Below are 13633 nucleotides of genomic sequence, written 5' to 3'. Positions count from 1 at the left end.
GGATCGCGTCATGCCCCCTTTTCACGCCGTTTCGGCTGGCATGAGTCACCTCCCCGCGGCGGCGGGCCACTTTCGGCGCCGCCCTTTGCGAAGCGAGTGGTGGTTGCTGGCCTTCGTCAAAGATGGCACCGAGTGTCGCTTTGAAATCCGATCACGAGGTCGATCATGTCTGGGCGTACGCTGCATCCTGAGACCTTGGCGCTGCATGCGGGGTGGCGCGCCGACCCATCGACCGGTTCGGTGGCGGTGCCAATTCACCAGACGACGTCCTATCAGTTCCGAGACACCGATCACGCCTCGGCGCTGTTCGCCCTGCAGGAAGCGGGCAACATTTACACCCGGATCATGAACCCCACGACCGACGTGCTGGAGAAGCGCGTCGCCGCCCTGGACGGCGGCGTCGCGGGTCTTGCCGTCGCTTCCGGCCAGGCGTCGTCGGCCCTCGCCCTGCAGACCTTGGCCAAGGCTGGAGACAACGTCGTCAGCTCTACTGCGCTCTATGGCGGCACCTGGAATCTGTTTGCGAACACTTTACGCGACCAAGGGATCGACGTGCGCTTCGTTGATCCCGCAGACCCCGAGAACTTCCGGCGCGCCAGCGATGACAGGACGCGCGCCTACTATGCTGAAACGCTTCCCAATCCAAAGCTCGAGGTGTTCCCGATCGCCGAGGTGGCGTCCATTGGGCGGAGCCTCGGCATTCCCCTCATCATGGACAACACCGCCGCCCCGCTGCTTTGCCGCCCGCTCGACCATGGCGCGGCCGTGGTGGTCTATTCCGCGACGAAGTACCTGGGCGGTCACGGGACCTCGATCGGCGGGGTGATCGTGGACGGCGGAAACTTTGATTGGGAGGCGGCCGGCGACCGCCAGCCTGCGCTCAACAGCCCCGACCCTTCCTATCACGGCACGGCCTGGACCCAGGCGGTGAAGGGGCTGGGGCCGGTGGCTTACATCATGCGTGCGCGCACCGTCCTGCTCCGCGACCTTGGCGCCGCGATCTCGCCGTTCAACGCCTTCCAGATTCTGCAGGGCGTCGAGACCTTGGCGCTGCGCATGCCCAGGCACTGTGAGAACGCGGCCAGGGTGGCGACGTGGTTGGCCGAACGGGCTGGCGTCTCGCGCGTCATCTATCCGAGCCAGCAATCGGGCGAAGCGCGGAAACGGGCTGAGCGCTATCTGAAAGGGGGATATGGCGGCCTGGTCGGCTTCGAGCTTGCCGGCGGTGTCGAGTCGGGGCGCAAGTTCATCGACAGCCTCAAGCTCCTGTACCATGTGGCCAATATCGGAGACGCCCGCAGCCTGGCGATCCATCCTGCGTCAACAACCCACTCCCAGCTTGATGCAGAAGCGCAACTCGCGACCGGCGTCTCTCCGGGATACGTGCGCCTCTCGATTGGCCTTGAGCACATCGACGACATCCTTGCGGACCTGGACCAAGCGTTGACCGTCGCCGGCGCCTAGCGGAGGGCTCGCGAGCGCGTTGTTGGGGCAAGCGGATGCCCAGCAGCGTCGCCTTGTCAGCTCGGAGCCAAGGTCGCGCCCTGGCGCGATCGCGGCTTAGAAGTCCTTGTCGACCTGGCGGTGCATTTCGTCGGACTTTCTGTCCGCGGCGTTTTCGACGGCGTCCGCCTGGCGGTTCAGCGCGGTCTCTTCAGCTTCGTTGCTGGTCGCTGCCGCTTGCCGCTCCAGCGCGTCGGCCTGGCGTTCGCCGGCCTCGTCCACGGCATCGGCTCGCCGGTGTGCGGCATCTTCGGCCGGTCCGCTGCATCCGACGACCAGGAGCGCCGTAAGGCCGGCGAACCACGCGGCTAGGGTCTTCATGTCATTCGTCTCCCCAAGACAGAGGCGGCGAGCGCCCTGGGCTCTAAAGGCGAGAAGGCGACCTCGCGTTGCATCCGGGTATGGTCCTGGCGACAGCTGGCTCATTGCGAAGGGTCAGTCGATCGTCTGGGCCGTAAAGCACTTCCTGGTGTCCCTCCACGACCTTTAGACGGAGGCCCGAGCTGGCCGTGGGCAAGGCGCGGATGCGTTCGTCCCAGCCGGGCTCACCTCGGCTCTGGCAGAAGCGGCGCGCTCGCGCCTGAGGGCCATGCATCGACACTGTAAGGGGTGGCTTGGGCTGACGCCCGTCGACCGAACACCGCACAGAAATTCGTGAGACGACGATACCCCGCGGGCTCGACACTGCTGCGGAAGGCCAGGTGCTCCACCAAGCAGTAGAGGGAGGCTTCCAGCAGGCTCATGTCGCGTTCCGGCAGCTTCGCCAGGATTTCCTCGATCCGACCGTCAAGCCAGTCCAAGGCCCCGTGTAGCCCCGCACGGGTCTTGATGAAGTAGGGGCTGTCGGCGGGAAGCCCTGCCACCTGTAGCCCGAGGACGAGTTGCACCTGCGCTTGCATGGCGCCCCACACCAGCTCCTGAGCATTCGCGAAATCCGTGCGCTGCAAGGTCTCTGGCCACACCACGTCCAGGCCTAGAGGGGATGACCGCACCAGGCGGCGGCAAATGTTCTCAGCGCCGTAGATAGGCTCAGCGCCCACGTGGAGGACCGGCAGCTTGAGCGCCGGGTGGCCGCCGTAGGCTTCGGCTTCGAGGCTGGTGAGGGGCGTGTGTGCGTGATCCACCTCGACCCCAGCTTCCAGGGCGAAGATCCGCGTCAATCGAGTGTAGTGAGAGCTGCTGCGGCCGTAGAGGCGGAAGGCGCCTTTGTTCATCGTCGAGTTCCGAGAGGCATGGTCGTGAAGCAGCGTATCGTCCGGTGGGAGTGCTGTACCACGTCGCCCCTGCAGGACAGCGGTGGCGACTACGTGCCCTCGGCGGCGGCCAGGCCTGCCACCTGCCGAACATAGGCGTCGGCGTCGAACTTCTTGAAGGTGTTGGCGCCCATTGATCGAACGGTCCCGAAGACCGGCTGGGGTCCCCAGGGCCGGTCGTGCAAGCCGAACAGCCACCCAACATTGGTGTAGGAGTTGGCGTCGCGGCCGTCGAGGAACCATCGGTTGTTCAAGGCCAGTGTGGTTTCGAAGGCTTCGTCCGCGCTCGCCGACCACTGGAGGATCTTCTTCCCCCAGTACATGCGCAGGTGGTTGTGCATGTAACCTGTGGCCAGCATTTCGCGCATGGCGGCGTTCCAGTAGGGATCGTGGGTCTGGGCCGCCTCGAACTGTTCGCGTGTGTAGAGGTGCGGGCGGGGATCGCCGGCGTGCTCTGCCAGGGTCCTGCGGGCCCAGTCGGGCATGGCGGCGTAGCTGTCGTAGCCCGGCTCGTAGAAGACATGATTCATGGCGAGCTCACGCCGAACGACCAGCTCTTCGAGATAGGTGGCGCGGTTGTCGGAAGCAGGCGTGCGGCGAACCGCCAGGACGATCTCCACCGGCGAGATTTGCCCGAAGTGCAGATAAGGGCTCATGAGCGAGGCCGCGCGGGCCTCGGGCTTTCCGCGCTCCTCCGCATAGCGCGAGAGTCCCCCGGAGATGAACGCCTTGAGCTGAGCCCGTGCGGCGCCTTCGCCGGTTGGGAAACGCTTCACTGCGCCGACCGCCTGGTCGACCTTCAAGCCCGCGACCACCTTGCCTACGTCGTCCAGGTCCACATCGCCGGCGATGGCGAGGTGGTCGGCGCGGCGGCGGACAGGGCGGGGCTCCAGCTCGTCCAGAAATTCACCCCACACACGCTGGATGCGCGGGCGGATCGTGCGGGCGGCGTACTCATGCTTCGCCGAGGCGAGTTCCACCGGGACCAGCACGTCGCCTTCCACCTGGATCAGCCGTCGCTGAAGTCCTTCGGCCAGCTTCGCCCGCCAGGTGCGCTGGATCTTGAGATAGCCGCGGTCGCAAACCACCAGGGCGGCGTCGGCGGATAGCCGCCTGGCCAGCTCGTGGGGCGGCGCCTTGCGGATCACGAACCCGACACCGCGCGCGATCAGCCGGTCGCGGACCTCAGCCAGCCCGCGAAGCATGAAGTCGTAATGGCGCGCGTTTGCGTCGGGATAGGCGGTGAGGCCGAAGCAGACCAGCAGCGGAAGGTCGAGCTCATTGGCCTGCTCGAGCGCGTATTCGAGAGCCGGATTGAAGGCCGCCCGCTGTGATTGCTGCATCCAGTACAGGACGTACGAACCCTCAGGGCGCGCCGGCGCATCCACGAGGACCTTGAGGCGTCCGGGTGAGATCAATTGGTTCTCCATCGTTCTGCGCGACCCCCTCCACCACTACCGACTTGCGGGCGGGGCGCGCGGACGATGGCGCGGGCAAGCGGCAGGCTAGCTGCATTCGATACGGAGTCCGACAGCGCGGGGATGCATCCTTCGCGCGCTCTGGGAGGTCCCGTATCAAGGGGGCGTGATGAGCTTGCCTCGGCGCGTCGGTTCTGGTCAGGCCGGCAAGGGCCCGCACGCTTGAGGGACTCGTCGCGGTGGACGGCCAGCTGTTTCCTGGATCAGGTGCGGCGAAACTGTCGGCTGCGGTCCAGGGCGGTCCGGGACGAACGCCCGGGCGTCAACGCCAAAGTCGGAAAGGTCGGGCGGGACGGGCCGTCCCAGCAGGATGGAGGCCGCGAGACGTCCCAGGGCGGGTGACGTCTGAATACCAAATCCGCCGAGCCCGGCCATCCAGAAGAACCCCTCGTCGTGGCGCGACCACCCGACGACAGGGGCCCTGTCCGGCGCGAAGGTGCGCAGACCCGCCCAGCGCCGCCGCACCGAGACCACCGGATGGTCCGCCGCGTCGGCGAAGCGAAACATCGCACAGGCGATGTCGAGGGGGTCGGGCGCGGCGTCGCAGGGGGCGCTCGGTTCCTCATCGGCCGGCGTGATCAGCAACTGTCCTGAGAAGGGCTTGAAGTAGAACTGCTCGTCGACATCCTTGACCACGGGCCAGTCGGCGAAGGACGGCGCGGTCGGGGCGTCCGTGACGACGACAGTCCGCAGAAGCGGGGTCAGGCCCTGGGGCCGTGCCCCCGCCTGCAGGGCGGTCTGATCGGCCCAGGCGCCCGTCGCATTCACCACGACCGGCGCGGAGAATTGCGGCCCGCACGTCTTCGCTCGCCAGACACCGAAACGGCGCTCGAGCCGGATGTCGCCCAGGCCCGTGAGGACGAGGGCCCCGGCCGACCTCGCCTGCCTGAGATACCCGGCGTGCAGTCGGGCGACGTCGATGTCGCCGGCCTCCTCTTCCAGGACCGCCGCGGCGACCGCCTGCGGCCGCAGGATCGGCGCAAGGGCTCGCGCCGTGTCGCCGTCCAGCCCACGCAAATCAACCCCGGCGTCCATGGCTCGGACAAAGGCTGCGAGGCGCTGCAGCTGATCCTGTCGCGCTATGTGCAGCACCGCGCGCCGACGGAGCAGGGAGCCGCCAAACGCCGGCGGCGGCGCATGTAGGAAGGCGCCGCTGGCCGCGGTCAGGGGACGGACCGCCGATCCGCCATAGGACGGTATGTACATGGCCGCCGAGCGTCCGGTGGTGTGGTAGGCGAGCACCGGTTCGCGTTCCAGCAGGGCGACCTTTCGAGAGCCGGCAAGCTGGGCGGCGATGGCGGCCCCTGCGATTCCCCCGCCCAGGATCAGGATGTCGACGTGTCGGGCCACCTCGTCCACGGCTCAGCCCGCCCAGTCACGGCCGGGCCGCCCATGCAGATAGCCGTTGATCAGCGGTCCCGGAATGCCCGCGCTCTCGATCTCGGCCTCGACCTGCGCCGGTTCGAGTTCGCCATCGGCATAGGCGCGAAACGTTCTGGCGATGCGCACCATGTCGGCGCTGTGAGGTGACAACCGCAGCGCCGTGACGCCGGCCGCCTGCAGGAGGGCGATGTCCGGACAGGCCAGGTGAACGCCATGCGACAGGGTTTGGACGCCGTTCACGGCCAGGAACGGTTGGCCCTCCAGGGTCTGGACGTCCATTCCGTCGAGATCGCGATCGCAAACGAACTGGCAGTTGTCGCGATGGAGACCATGGGCACGCGCGTGATAGCAGCGGCCGGAAAGCGCCAGCGGCAGCCGGCCGAAGGCGAAGATCTCCAGCTCGAGCTCTGGGCATCCGGCATGGATGTGCGAGAGCGCCCGGAGCGGCAGTTCGACATTGGCGCACAGCCGCGTGCATCCGCGCGACATCAGCTCGGCCGCCGCGGCCTCGTTATAGACATTCAACAAGGGGCCCGCCACGAACGCAGCGCCTGGCGGGCGATCCTGGAGCACGGAGAGGTCGTTCGCCTCCATCAGGTCGGGGTAGGCCGCGAGCCTGCGTGTCGAGGCTCGATCTCGCGGGGTCGCTGGAAGGGCGAGGCTCGACCACACCACGGTCTTGCCCGCGCGCTGCAGGTGATCAGCGGCCTCGGCGAGGGCGGGGCCCAGGAGGGGTTCGCGTTTGCCGCAAACCACCTCGCCCAGATAGACGCGGTCGATGTCCGTCTCCCGCGCGATGCGTTCGTAGAAGGCGACGACCCGCTCGGGCGCCCAGTTGAAGAGCAGCGGCCCTAGCGTGATCTCCAGACGCGCCGTCATCGCCAGGCCTTCCGATAGGCCCCGGCCGTCTCACGACCGCCCTCGGCGAGGTCGGACAGCAGATTCTGGTATTTGGCGAGATCCTCACCGCGATCGAGGGCGTCGATCGCAGCGCGGAACGCGCCGGCGACCCGCGCGACATAGGCTTTTCCCCGCTGTCGACCCTCGATCTTGACCGCCGTCACCCCTGCCGTGCGCAGCGCCTGCAGAAGCCCCATGGCGTTCAGGCTGGTCGGATCCTCAAACAGATAGGACGCTTCGCCGGCCACCTGGAACCGGCCTTTGCAGAGGGTTGGGTAGCCGGCCGGCTCGTCGGATCCCAACCGGTCCAGGGCGTACCCAGCCAACCGCGGCGTCAGCCCCTCGGAAGTCCGCTCGAAGGTGACCGCCTCGGGCGGAGAGCAGACGCCTGACAGGTTGGGCGAACGGCCCGCCGCATAGGAGGACAGGGCGCAGCGGGCTTCGGCCATCACGCAAAGGCCGCCGAAGACAAAGGCCTCGGTCTCCACGCTGTTGGCCGCATTGAAAGCTGTGATCTCCTGGAGGGACAGCACGCGCGGCAGGACCACCCGCTTGACGCCATAGGTCTGGACATAGAAGGCGGCTGCCTCCGGCGATCCCGCCGCCGCCTGCACCGAGAGGTGCAGACGCACGTTCGGATGGGCGGACCGGGCGTAAGCCAGGACCCCCAGGTCCGCCGCGATGATCGCGTGGGCTCGAGCCGCCACGGCGGCGTCCACCGACCTCCGCCAGGGTTCAAGCACGCCCGCGCGCGCGAACGTGTTGATGGCCACGAGGACCTTGGCGCCGCGGGTCCGCGCCCAGTCGACCGCCTCGATCAGTTCCGCCTCGGAAAAGTTCAGGCCCGGAAAGTTGCGGGCGTTCGTCTCATCGCGCAGGCCGCAATAGACGCTGTCGGCGCCGGCCAGGATCGCCGCGCGCAACATGGCCGGAGATCCGGCGGGACACACCAGTTCGATCGATCCCACGTCAGCCCCTGGCGTCGGCCGCGCGCGGACGGGGGCCGTGCAGGAGGCGCCGAGCGACCAGATTGCTCCAGTTGCGCAGCGGCGCGGGCAGGCCCAGCAGGTCGGCCAGGGTGAATTCGGCGGCCTCGAGCGTATTGTGCAAGGCCACCACGGCTTCGGTCTCGCCCTCGATCCGCACGCGGCGCGAAAAGAACGCGGCGTCCGCGTCCAGCGAGCCGTCGAACAGGCTGAGCAGATCGCTCAGGCGCCCGCTGATCCTGGCGGCGCAGGGCCGGAAATCGGTGCTTCGGACCACGGCGACCTGAGTCTGCTGGCCCGACGGTGTCACGCGGAAGGCGATGGGAAGCTCGTCGGGCGCCAGCACGAACGCAGCATCGCGAAACCGGCCCAGGCGCTCGAAGGTCTCCGGCCGCTTGCGCGCGAGGCGACGGATCGCGCTGCGGAGCAACAACTCCACCGGCGGGCGGGCGCCCATCATGAGATCGGCGTCAAGCCGCCCGGGCCGAGCGTCCATTCGCGCTCGACCGTGGATGGGGCGGGATCTCTTCCTGCGCATGGCGGGCCTCCGTTCTCCGGGAGCTTTCGGCCGGGGAGGGCGCAAGGAAAAGGGCTTGGCGCCGCCTCGCCCCGCCATCTCGGTCAAACCGGAGCATGATGTTTGTCAAAGCCGAATCGTGGCCACGCGACGCCGCCGGTTCGCGCGATCGGGAAGCTGGTCGAGGTGCGCGCCTCTGACCAGCTTCCCTCCTCGCTCTGAGGCCTCCCCGGTTGCTCAGAGGAAGTGGGCGAAAAGGACGTCGTTCTCCAGCCGCATGTGCTCGCGGAGATCGTCGTCGAGCTTTCGGCAGGCGTCGCACAGGGTCCGCCAGGTCCGGCAGGCGGCCTGGGGCGCGGTATAGAACCCAGTGAGCGCCGCCAACCGGATGAGCTGGTCTTCCACGTCGTCGTGCTCGGCCCACATGCGCGCGATCGGCAATCCGATCCTGGGGTCGCCGCCCGCGCGCATCATCGGGAAGAGGACGGCCTCTTCCTTTCGTTGATGCCCAGCCAGTTCGTCGGCCATGATGGCCAGATGATCGGCCAAGCCGTGCGGGCAATCCGGATCGCCCGCATGCACCCGTTCAACCTTCCGCGCGAGGTCGATGGCTTGGGCGAATTCCCGCAGGCCGACGGCATGGTAGCGCAGCAGGATGTGATCGATCATCGCCCCAACCCTCTCGGGGCTATCCGGATCGGTCGGGCGAGATTGGGCCAGGTCATCCTCAAGCGCTTCGGCGGCGGTGACGGCCCGTCGCGTCCCGACGAGGGGAGGATTCCGTCGGGCGAACTCGCGATCGAGCAAGCGGAACTCTGGGGTCATGATCATCGATCCTTTGCCCCGTATCCTAGGCGACGCGGGGCGTAGACGCCTTGAGGTCGGCGCCCGCCCCGCTTGATGTCAGGCAAGCGGGAAGCCCACAGATTTCGCGACCTGCGAGCGCCAGACGGCGCGGCGGATTATCAGAGAGAAGAGGACCCAGGCGCCCGCCAGCGTTCGCGCTCGGCCTTGCCGATCGCCGTCTCGCTCGGGGGCATGTGATTGTCGATTAGGGGGGTCGGCTTGGCCAGGCGGTTCAGGACCACGGGCCGTGTCAAACTCACCTGTGGTCCGTTCACCACGACGCCGTAGTCGGCGAGGCCCGCGAAGGCGCGCGACAGGTTCTCCGGGGTCATGCCGAGAAGCGAGGCCAAGACGCGCTTTTCGTGAGGGAGGGTCACGGTCTCCCCGCCACCCTGACGCACCTGCTGGGTGATGAGGTAGTTCGCCAACCGCTCGGCGCCGCCGCGAAGCTTCTGGTTCTTGATGGCGCGAACCAGGCCGCGGTAGCAGCCGGCGACCTCCTGGGCGACGTCGAACGAGAAGCGTGCGTCGCTGCTCATGGCGCCGCGCAATGCTTCCCCGGACAACATCAGGATGTCGGAGCGCTCGATGGTGCGCGCGCTCATCAGCGCCTCCGCGTCCAGGACGACGGCGGCCAGGATGAAGGTCGAGACCGGACGAAGCACGGCCAGGATCGTCTCCTTGTCGTTCCAGGTGCCCTCCAGCTCGACGATCCCGTCAAGCAGGACATAGAGGAAGTCGACGGGGTCGCCCTCCATCAACAGGGTCGTGCCGGCGGGAAATCGATGCAGGAACGCGCCCGCCGTCACTGTGCGGAAGGTGTCTTCCGAGGCTCCAGCGAAGAGGGGAAGGGCGCGGACGCGCTCCAAGTCCGCTGACTTCATCGGCATGTGGCGTTCCCCATTGAACCGCCTATCTCGAAACTGGCGGCGATGAACACCTTGACATGGATCAAGCCCCGGATCGCGCATCGGAGGCATGCGCTCAGTTGATATCAGTCAATCGGCGAGGGTGCATTCAGTAATCATGGCATGTTTTTCGTCGGAATTTGTCAAACTGAGGCAACCATAGCGTAATCTAACGACCAAAGACTTCCCATTGTTTGATGTTGGTCAAACCCCGCCCATCCATATGGCCGCATTAACCGCCTGGAAGCGCCGTTGTCGGCCTCCGCCGAACGCGGCAAGTGGATCACCTTCGAACCGAAGGATTGATGCCTAGGGCAGGAAGTCTTCGATGAAATCCACCGACTGCGCTGAAATCGAGGACATCCCACTGGCACTGCTGAGGGAGCCGCTTGACTGGTTCTTCGCCGAACATTTCCGTCACCGCCAGCTCTGCCAGATGATCGACGACGTGGCCGACGCCAGCGTCCATGACCCTCAGCGCGTCGCCAGGATCGTCGACTTTCTGCGGTTCGACCTGCCGCTGCATGTCATCGACGAGGAGGAGGATCTGTTCCCGCTCCTGCGCCGCCGCGCCCTGCCCGAGGATGAGCTCGAGCAGGTTCTGGGCGTGCTGTCGGCGGAGCACAAGGCCGATGTCGACCAGGCGCGACAGGTGCGCGGTCTGCTGGAGGCCTGCCTCGAGGAACGCTCGGCGCCCGGCCTCGATCCGGCCAAGCAAAAGACGCTCAGGGCGTTCGCCAGTCAGGAACGTCATCACCTCGCCATGGAAAACGCCGTGATCCTGCCGATCGCAAGGTTGAGGCTCTCGGTCGAAGACCTCCACGCGATGAGCCGGCGCCTGGCTGCTCGGCGCGGGCAGTATATCGAGGATGCTCCAGCTTGATCGCCGACCTGTTCGAGGCGAACCTGCGCTGGGCGGCCGCCAAGTCTCGAGGCGATCCGGAGTACTTTCGCCGCCTCGCCGCCCAGCAATCCCCGGAATATCTCTGGATCGGGTGTTCCGACAGCCGCGTGCCGGCCAACGAGATCGTCGGGCTGGATCCCGGCGAGCTGTTTGTTCACCGCAACGTCGCCAACCTCGCCCCGCCCCAGGACGCCAATTTCCTCTCGGTCCTGCAGTTCGCCGTGGAGGTTCTCGGGGTCAAACACGTGATCGTCTGCGGCCACTATGGTTGCGGCGGGGTGCGCGCTGCGCTGTCGGGCGAACGTCATGGCCTGATCGACCACTGGCTCCAGCCGGTGCGTTCGCTGTCCTGGCGGCACGCCCGCGAACTCGACGCGATCCTCGACATGGATGCGCGGGTCAATGACCTGTGCGAGCGCAACGTCCTGGCTCAAGTGGCCGACGTCGCGGCCAATCCATTCGTGCAGGACGCCTGGCGCCGGGGTCAGGCGCTATCGGTGCATGGCTGGATCTATTCCATCCAGGATGGCTTGTTGCGCGACCTCGAGACATCGGTCCATGGGCCCCGCGACGCCGCGGCCCTGCTGGGCGCCGGCGTGCCCCGCGGGCGCGTCCGGAAACGGCGCGCGCCATGACGCCCCCTCGCAGTGCCGATCCTGACCGGGGACGCCGGGCGCCCTTGGCGGCTCTCGGCCGGCTTGGCTCCAGATGGGTGACGCGCCGACGTCAGGAAATTTGCCGACTGTCGAAAGGATGACCGGCCATGTTCGATACCGAAACCCGCCCAGCGCCGACGCCGGGTTCCGACGGCTACGTCGAGACCCGGTTCTCGTGCGAGTTCGACCACCCCGCCGAGCGTGTCTGGCAGATGATTACGGCGCCCGATCGCCTTCCGCTGTGGCTTGCGCCCGGAACGCTGGAACTGCGACCTGGTGGCCGGGTGCGGCTCGACTTCGGCGACAGCGGCGTGGTAATCGACAGCGTGGTCACCGCCTATCACCCTGGCGACCTGCTCGAATATTCGTGGAGCGGACCGTTGCAGCCTGAACGGCCCCTGCGATGGGTCCTTAAGCCGCTCCAAGCCGATCGCACCCGCCTGGACCTGACGCTTCGGGTCCCGTTGGAGGATGACGCCGCCAGGTCGAGCGCAGGATGGGAGGCCCACCTGGATATGCTGGCGGCCGCCCTCGAAGGCGTTCCGATCCGATTCCCGTTCACCGATTTCCAGGCCTATCGCGAACAATATGGGGCCCTGCTCGCCGACCAACCGGCTGTCACGGGACGGCGTGCGACGACCGACCCGGCTCGGGCTCGCCCGTGACAAAGGCGGACTCAGGCGATGACCGGTCGATCGGCGCGGCGCCGCCGCCAGGTCTGGAGGCCTTGCTCGCCGACTTGACCGCGCGCCTGGGCGCCGGCGCCGTGCTTGTCGGTCCCGAGGTCGCTGAGCGGGTCGAAGCCGCCGGGCCGCGGCTGGGCGCCCCTTACGCCATCCTGCGCCCCTCCTCGCCTGAGGAGGTTGCGCTGATCCTGCGCTCCGCCAGCCGAGCGGGCATTTCGATCGTGCCCTGGGGCGGCGGGACCGGCCTCGTGCACGGCGCGGTGGCCGACGCAGCCATGGCGCTCTCGCTTGAGCGGATGAACCGGATCGAGGCTATCGATCCGGTGGAACAAACCCTGACTGTCCAGGCTGGCTGCATCCTCCAGACCGCCTGCGACGCCGCCGAGGCGCAGAGCCTCATGCTCGCCATCGACCTCGGATCGCGCGGCTCGGCGACCATCGGCGGGGTTATCGCCACCAACGCCGGCGGCAACCGCGTCATCCGTTTCGGCATGACGCGCGACCTGGTCCTTGGGCTGGAGGTGGTCCTGGCCGACGGAACCATCGTCTCCAGTCTCAACAGCTTGATCAAGAACAACGCCGGCTACGATGTGAAGCAGCTCTTCATCGGGTCCGAGGGAACCTTGGGGGTCGTCACCCGCGCCGTCCTGCGCCTGCGGCCCCGACCTGCCACGCAGGACACGGCCCTCGTCGCCTTTGACCGCTTCGAGCAGATGACGCGCTTCTTGCGGCGAATGGAGGCGGCCCTGGGCGGGACGCTCTCGGCGTTCGAGGCGATGTGGGCCGACTTCTACCACCTGGTGACGACCCCGCCGGCCCTGGGCCGGGCGCCGCTGCCCGCCGGCTTTCCCTACTATGTGCTGGTCGAAAGCCTTGGGGGCGACCCGCTGGGCGACACCACCCGCTTCGAGGCGGCGCTCTCGGCGGCGGCTGAAGCCGGCGAGATCGCCGACGCGGTGGTGGCCAAGAACCAGTCCGAACGCGACGCCATGTGGGCCCTGCGCGACGACGTCCGCCAGACTGCGCGCAACTGGCCGATCTTCACCTTCGATGTCAGCCTGCCGATCGGCGAGATGAGCGCCTATGTGCAGCAGGTCCAAACGGCGCTCAAGGACCGCTGGGCGGCGAAAGCCACCCTCGCTGTCTTCGGACATATCGGCGACGGCAATCTCCATCTCATCGCAGGCGTCGGCAGCCAGACTTCCGAGGACCGGCTGGCGGTCGAGTCCATCGTCTATGGCGCGCTCGATCCGCGCACCGGCTCGATCTCCGCCGAACATGGGATCGGCCTGGAGAAGAAGGCCTATCTGCATCTCTCGCGAAACCCTGAGGAGATCGCGCTGATGCGGCGGCTAAAGGCGGCCCTGGACCCGAACGGTGTGCTGAATCCCGGCAAGGTGTTGCCCGACCCCCCTGCGGATGGCGCCGTCGCCTGACCAGGAGGGCGAGCTTGTGGCCCGACAGTCCAGGTGCGGGGTGTTCCGGCAGAACGAGCCTGCGGCGGCCGCAGGAGAGCGGCGCGCGAATGTCGCACTTTTGCGCATCGGGACCGCGCAATAATCAAGCGCCGGTTTAACCGCCGGCAATGTCGGTGGGCCTGCCCAGGCCTAGGT

14 protein-coding genes are annotated in these 13633 nt (G+C 67.3%); 5 read left to right on the top strand and 9 right to left on the bottom strand.

The features are described from left to right. Positions 1 to 195: 195 nt before the first annotated feature. Positions 196 to 1464: an O-acetylhomoserine aminocarboxypropyltransferase/cysteine synthase family protein gene (locus M9M90_RS16880; protein WP_254834401.1), complete on the top strand. Its 1269-nt coding sequence runs from the start codon at positions 196 to 198 to the stop codon at positions 1462 to 1464. A gap of 96 nt (positions 1465 to 1560) precedes the next feature. On the opposite strand, the gene M9M90_RS16875 is transcribed toward M9M90_RS16880, so the two are convergent. The 9 genes from M9M90_RS16875 to M9M90_RS16835 all read right to left on the bottom strand — a co-directional run bounded on the left by M9M90_RS16875 (position 1561) and on the right by M9M90_RS16835 (position 9756). After that, the gene (locus M9M90_RS16875) at positions 1561 to 1824 is read right to left on the bottom strand and encodes a hypothetical protein (protein ID WP_254834400.1); all 264 of its coding nucleotides are present in this window, start codon (positions 1822 to 1824) and stop codon (positions 1561 to 1563) included. Between the two features lie 224 nt (positions 1825 to 2048). Beyond that, positions 2049 to 2717, bottom strand: a complete 669-nt coding sequence (locus M9M90_RS16870; protein ID WP_254834399.1) for a glutathione S-transferase N-terminal domain-containing protein — start codon at positions 2715 to 2717, stop codon at positions 2049 to 2051. 89 nt (positions 2718 to 2806) lie between these two features. Then, positions 2807 to 4174: a deoxyribodipyrimidine photo-lyase gene (locus M9M90_RS16865; RefSeq protein WP_254834398.1), complete on the bottom strand. Its 1368-nt coding sequence runs from the start codon at positions 4172 to 4174 to the stop codon at positions 2807 to 2809. A 198-nt stretch (positions 4175 to 4372) separates the two neighbouring features. Continuing rightward, positions 4373 to 5593, bottom strand: a complete 1221-nt coding sequence (locus M9M90_RS16860) for an FAD-binding oxidoreductase (protein WP_254834397.1) — start codon at positions 5591 to 5593, stop codon at positions 4373 to 4375. 3 nt (positions 5594 to 5596) lie between these two features. Continuing rightward, entirely contained in the window at positions 5597 to 6496 is a 900-nt protein-coding gene (locus M9M90_RS16855; RefSeq protein WP_254834396.1) for a U32 family peptidase, read from the bottom strand. After that, positions 6493 to 7443, bottom strand: a complete 951-nt coding sequence (locus tag M9M90_RS16850; RefSeq protein WP_254834395.1) for a peptidase U32 family protein — start codon at positions 7441 to 7443, stop codon at positions 6493 to 6495. The genes M9M90_RS16855 and M9M90_RS16850 overlap by 4 nt, the downstream gene beginning before the upstream one ends. Positions 7444 to 7486: 43 nt before the next feature. Continuing rightward, entirely contained in the window at positions 7487 to 7999 is a 513-nt protein-coding gene (locus tag M9M90_RS16845) for an SCP2 domain-containing protein (protein ID WP_254834394.1), read from the bottom strand. A gap of 258 nt (positions 8000 to 8257) precedes the next feature. Beyond that, positions 8258 to 8689, bottom strand: a complete 432-nt coding sequence (locus tag M9M90_RS16840) for a hemerythrin domain-containing protein (RefSeq protein ID WP_254834393.1) — start codon at positions 8687 to 8689, stop codon at positions 8258 to 8260. Between the two features lie 296 nt (positions 8690 to 8985). After that, complete coding sequence (locus M9M90_RS16835) at positions 8986 to 9756, bottom strand: cyclic nucleotide-binding domain-containing protein (protein ID WP_254834392.1); 771 nt, start codon at positions 9754 to 9756, stop codon at positions 8986 to 8988. A 346-nt stretch (positions 9757 to 10102) separates the two neighbouring features. Here M9M90_RS16835 and M9M90_RS16830 point away from each other — a divergent pair, with 346 nt between their 5' ends. From M9M90_RS16830 to M9M90_RS16815, 4 genes are all read left to right on the top strand, one after another. Next, the gene (locus M9M90_RS16830; protein WP_254834391.1) at positions 10103 to 10657 is read left to right on the top strand and encodes a hemerythrin domain-containing protein; all 555 of its coding nucleotides are present in this window, start codon (positions 10103 to 10105) and stop codon (positions 10655 to 10657) included. Further along, entirely contained in the window at positions 10654 to 11313 is a 660-nt protein-coding gene (locus tag M9M90_RS16825; protein ID WP_254834390.1) for a carbonic anhydrase, read from the top strand. Before M9M90_RS16830 ends, M9M90_RS16825 begins: the two co-directional genes overlap by 4 nt. A gap of 128 nt (positions 11314 to 11441) precedes the next feature. Continuing rightward, positions 11442 to 11999 (top strand): SRPBCC family protein, encoded by a 558-nt coding sequence (locus M9M90_RS16820; RefSeq protein ID WP_254834389.1) that lies wholly within the window; start codon positions 11442 to 11444, stop codon positions 11997 to 11999. A 62-nt stretch (positions 12000 to 12061) separates the two neighbouring features. Next, positions 12062 to 13456: an FAD-binding oxidoreductase gene (locus M9M90_RS16815; protein WP_254834388.1), complete on the top strand. Its 1395-nt coding sequence runs from the start codon at positions 12062 to 12064 to the stop codon at positions 13454 to 13456. Positions 13457 to 13633: the final 177 nt, after the last annotated feature.

This window comes from Phenylobacterium sp. LH3H17 (genome assembly GCF_024298925.1).
Classification (GTDB): Bacteria; Pseudomonadota; Alphaproteobacteria; order Caulobacterales; family Caulobacteraceae; genus Phenylobacterium.
Note: the sequence above shows the minus strand (reverse complement) of the source record. Positions and strands in the feature narration are given on the sequence as shown.

What these genes read in the sequence shown, in the direction of transcription:
- M9M90_RS16875 (WP_254834400.1), bottom strand. Translation starts at nt 1,824, where the DNA reads ATGAAGACCCTAGCCGCGTGGTTCGCCGGCCTTACGGCGCTCCTGGTC.
- M9M90_RS16870 (WP_254834399.1), bottom strand. Translation starts at nt 2,717, where the DNA reads ATGAACAAAGGCGCCTTCCGCCTCTACGGCCGCAGCAGCTCTCACTAC.
- M9M90_RS16855 (WP_254834396.1), bottom strand. Translation starts at nt 6,496, where the DNA reads ATGACGGCGCGTCTGGAGATCACGCTAGGGCCGCTGCTCTTCAACTGG.
- M9M90_RS16850 (WP_254834395.1), bottom strand. Translation starts at nt 7,443, where the DNA reads ATGTTGCGCGCGGCGATCCTGGCCGGCGCCGACAGCGTCTATTGCGGC.
- M9M90_RS16845 (WP_254834394.1), bottom strand. Translation starts at nt 7,999, where the DNA reads ATGGACGCTCGGCCCGGGCGGCTTGACGCCGATCTCATGATGGGCGCC.
- M9M90_RS16840 (WP_254834393.1), bottom strand. Translation starts at nt 8,689, where the DNA reads ATGATCGATCACATCCTGCTGCGCTACCATGCCGTCGGCCTGCGGGAA.
- M9M90_RS16835 (WP_254834392.1), bottom strand. Translation starts at nt 9,756, where the DNA reads ATGCCGATGAAGTCAGCGGACTTGGAGCGCGTCCGCGCCCTTCCCCTC.
- M9M90_RS16830 (WP_254834391.1), top strand. Translation starts at nt 10,103, where the DNA reads ATGAAATCCACCGACTGCGCTGAAATCGAGGACATCCCACTGGCACTG.
- M9M90_RS16820 (WP_254834389.1), top strand. Translation starts at nt 11,442, where the DNA reads ATGTTCGATACCGAAACCCGCCCAGCGCCGACGCCGGGTTCCGACGGC.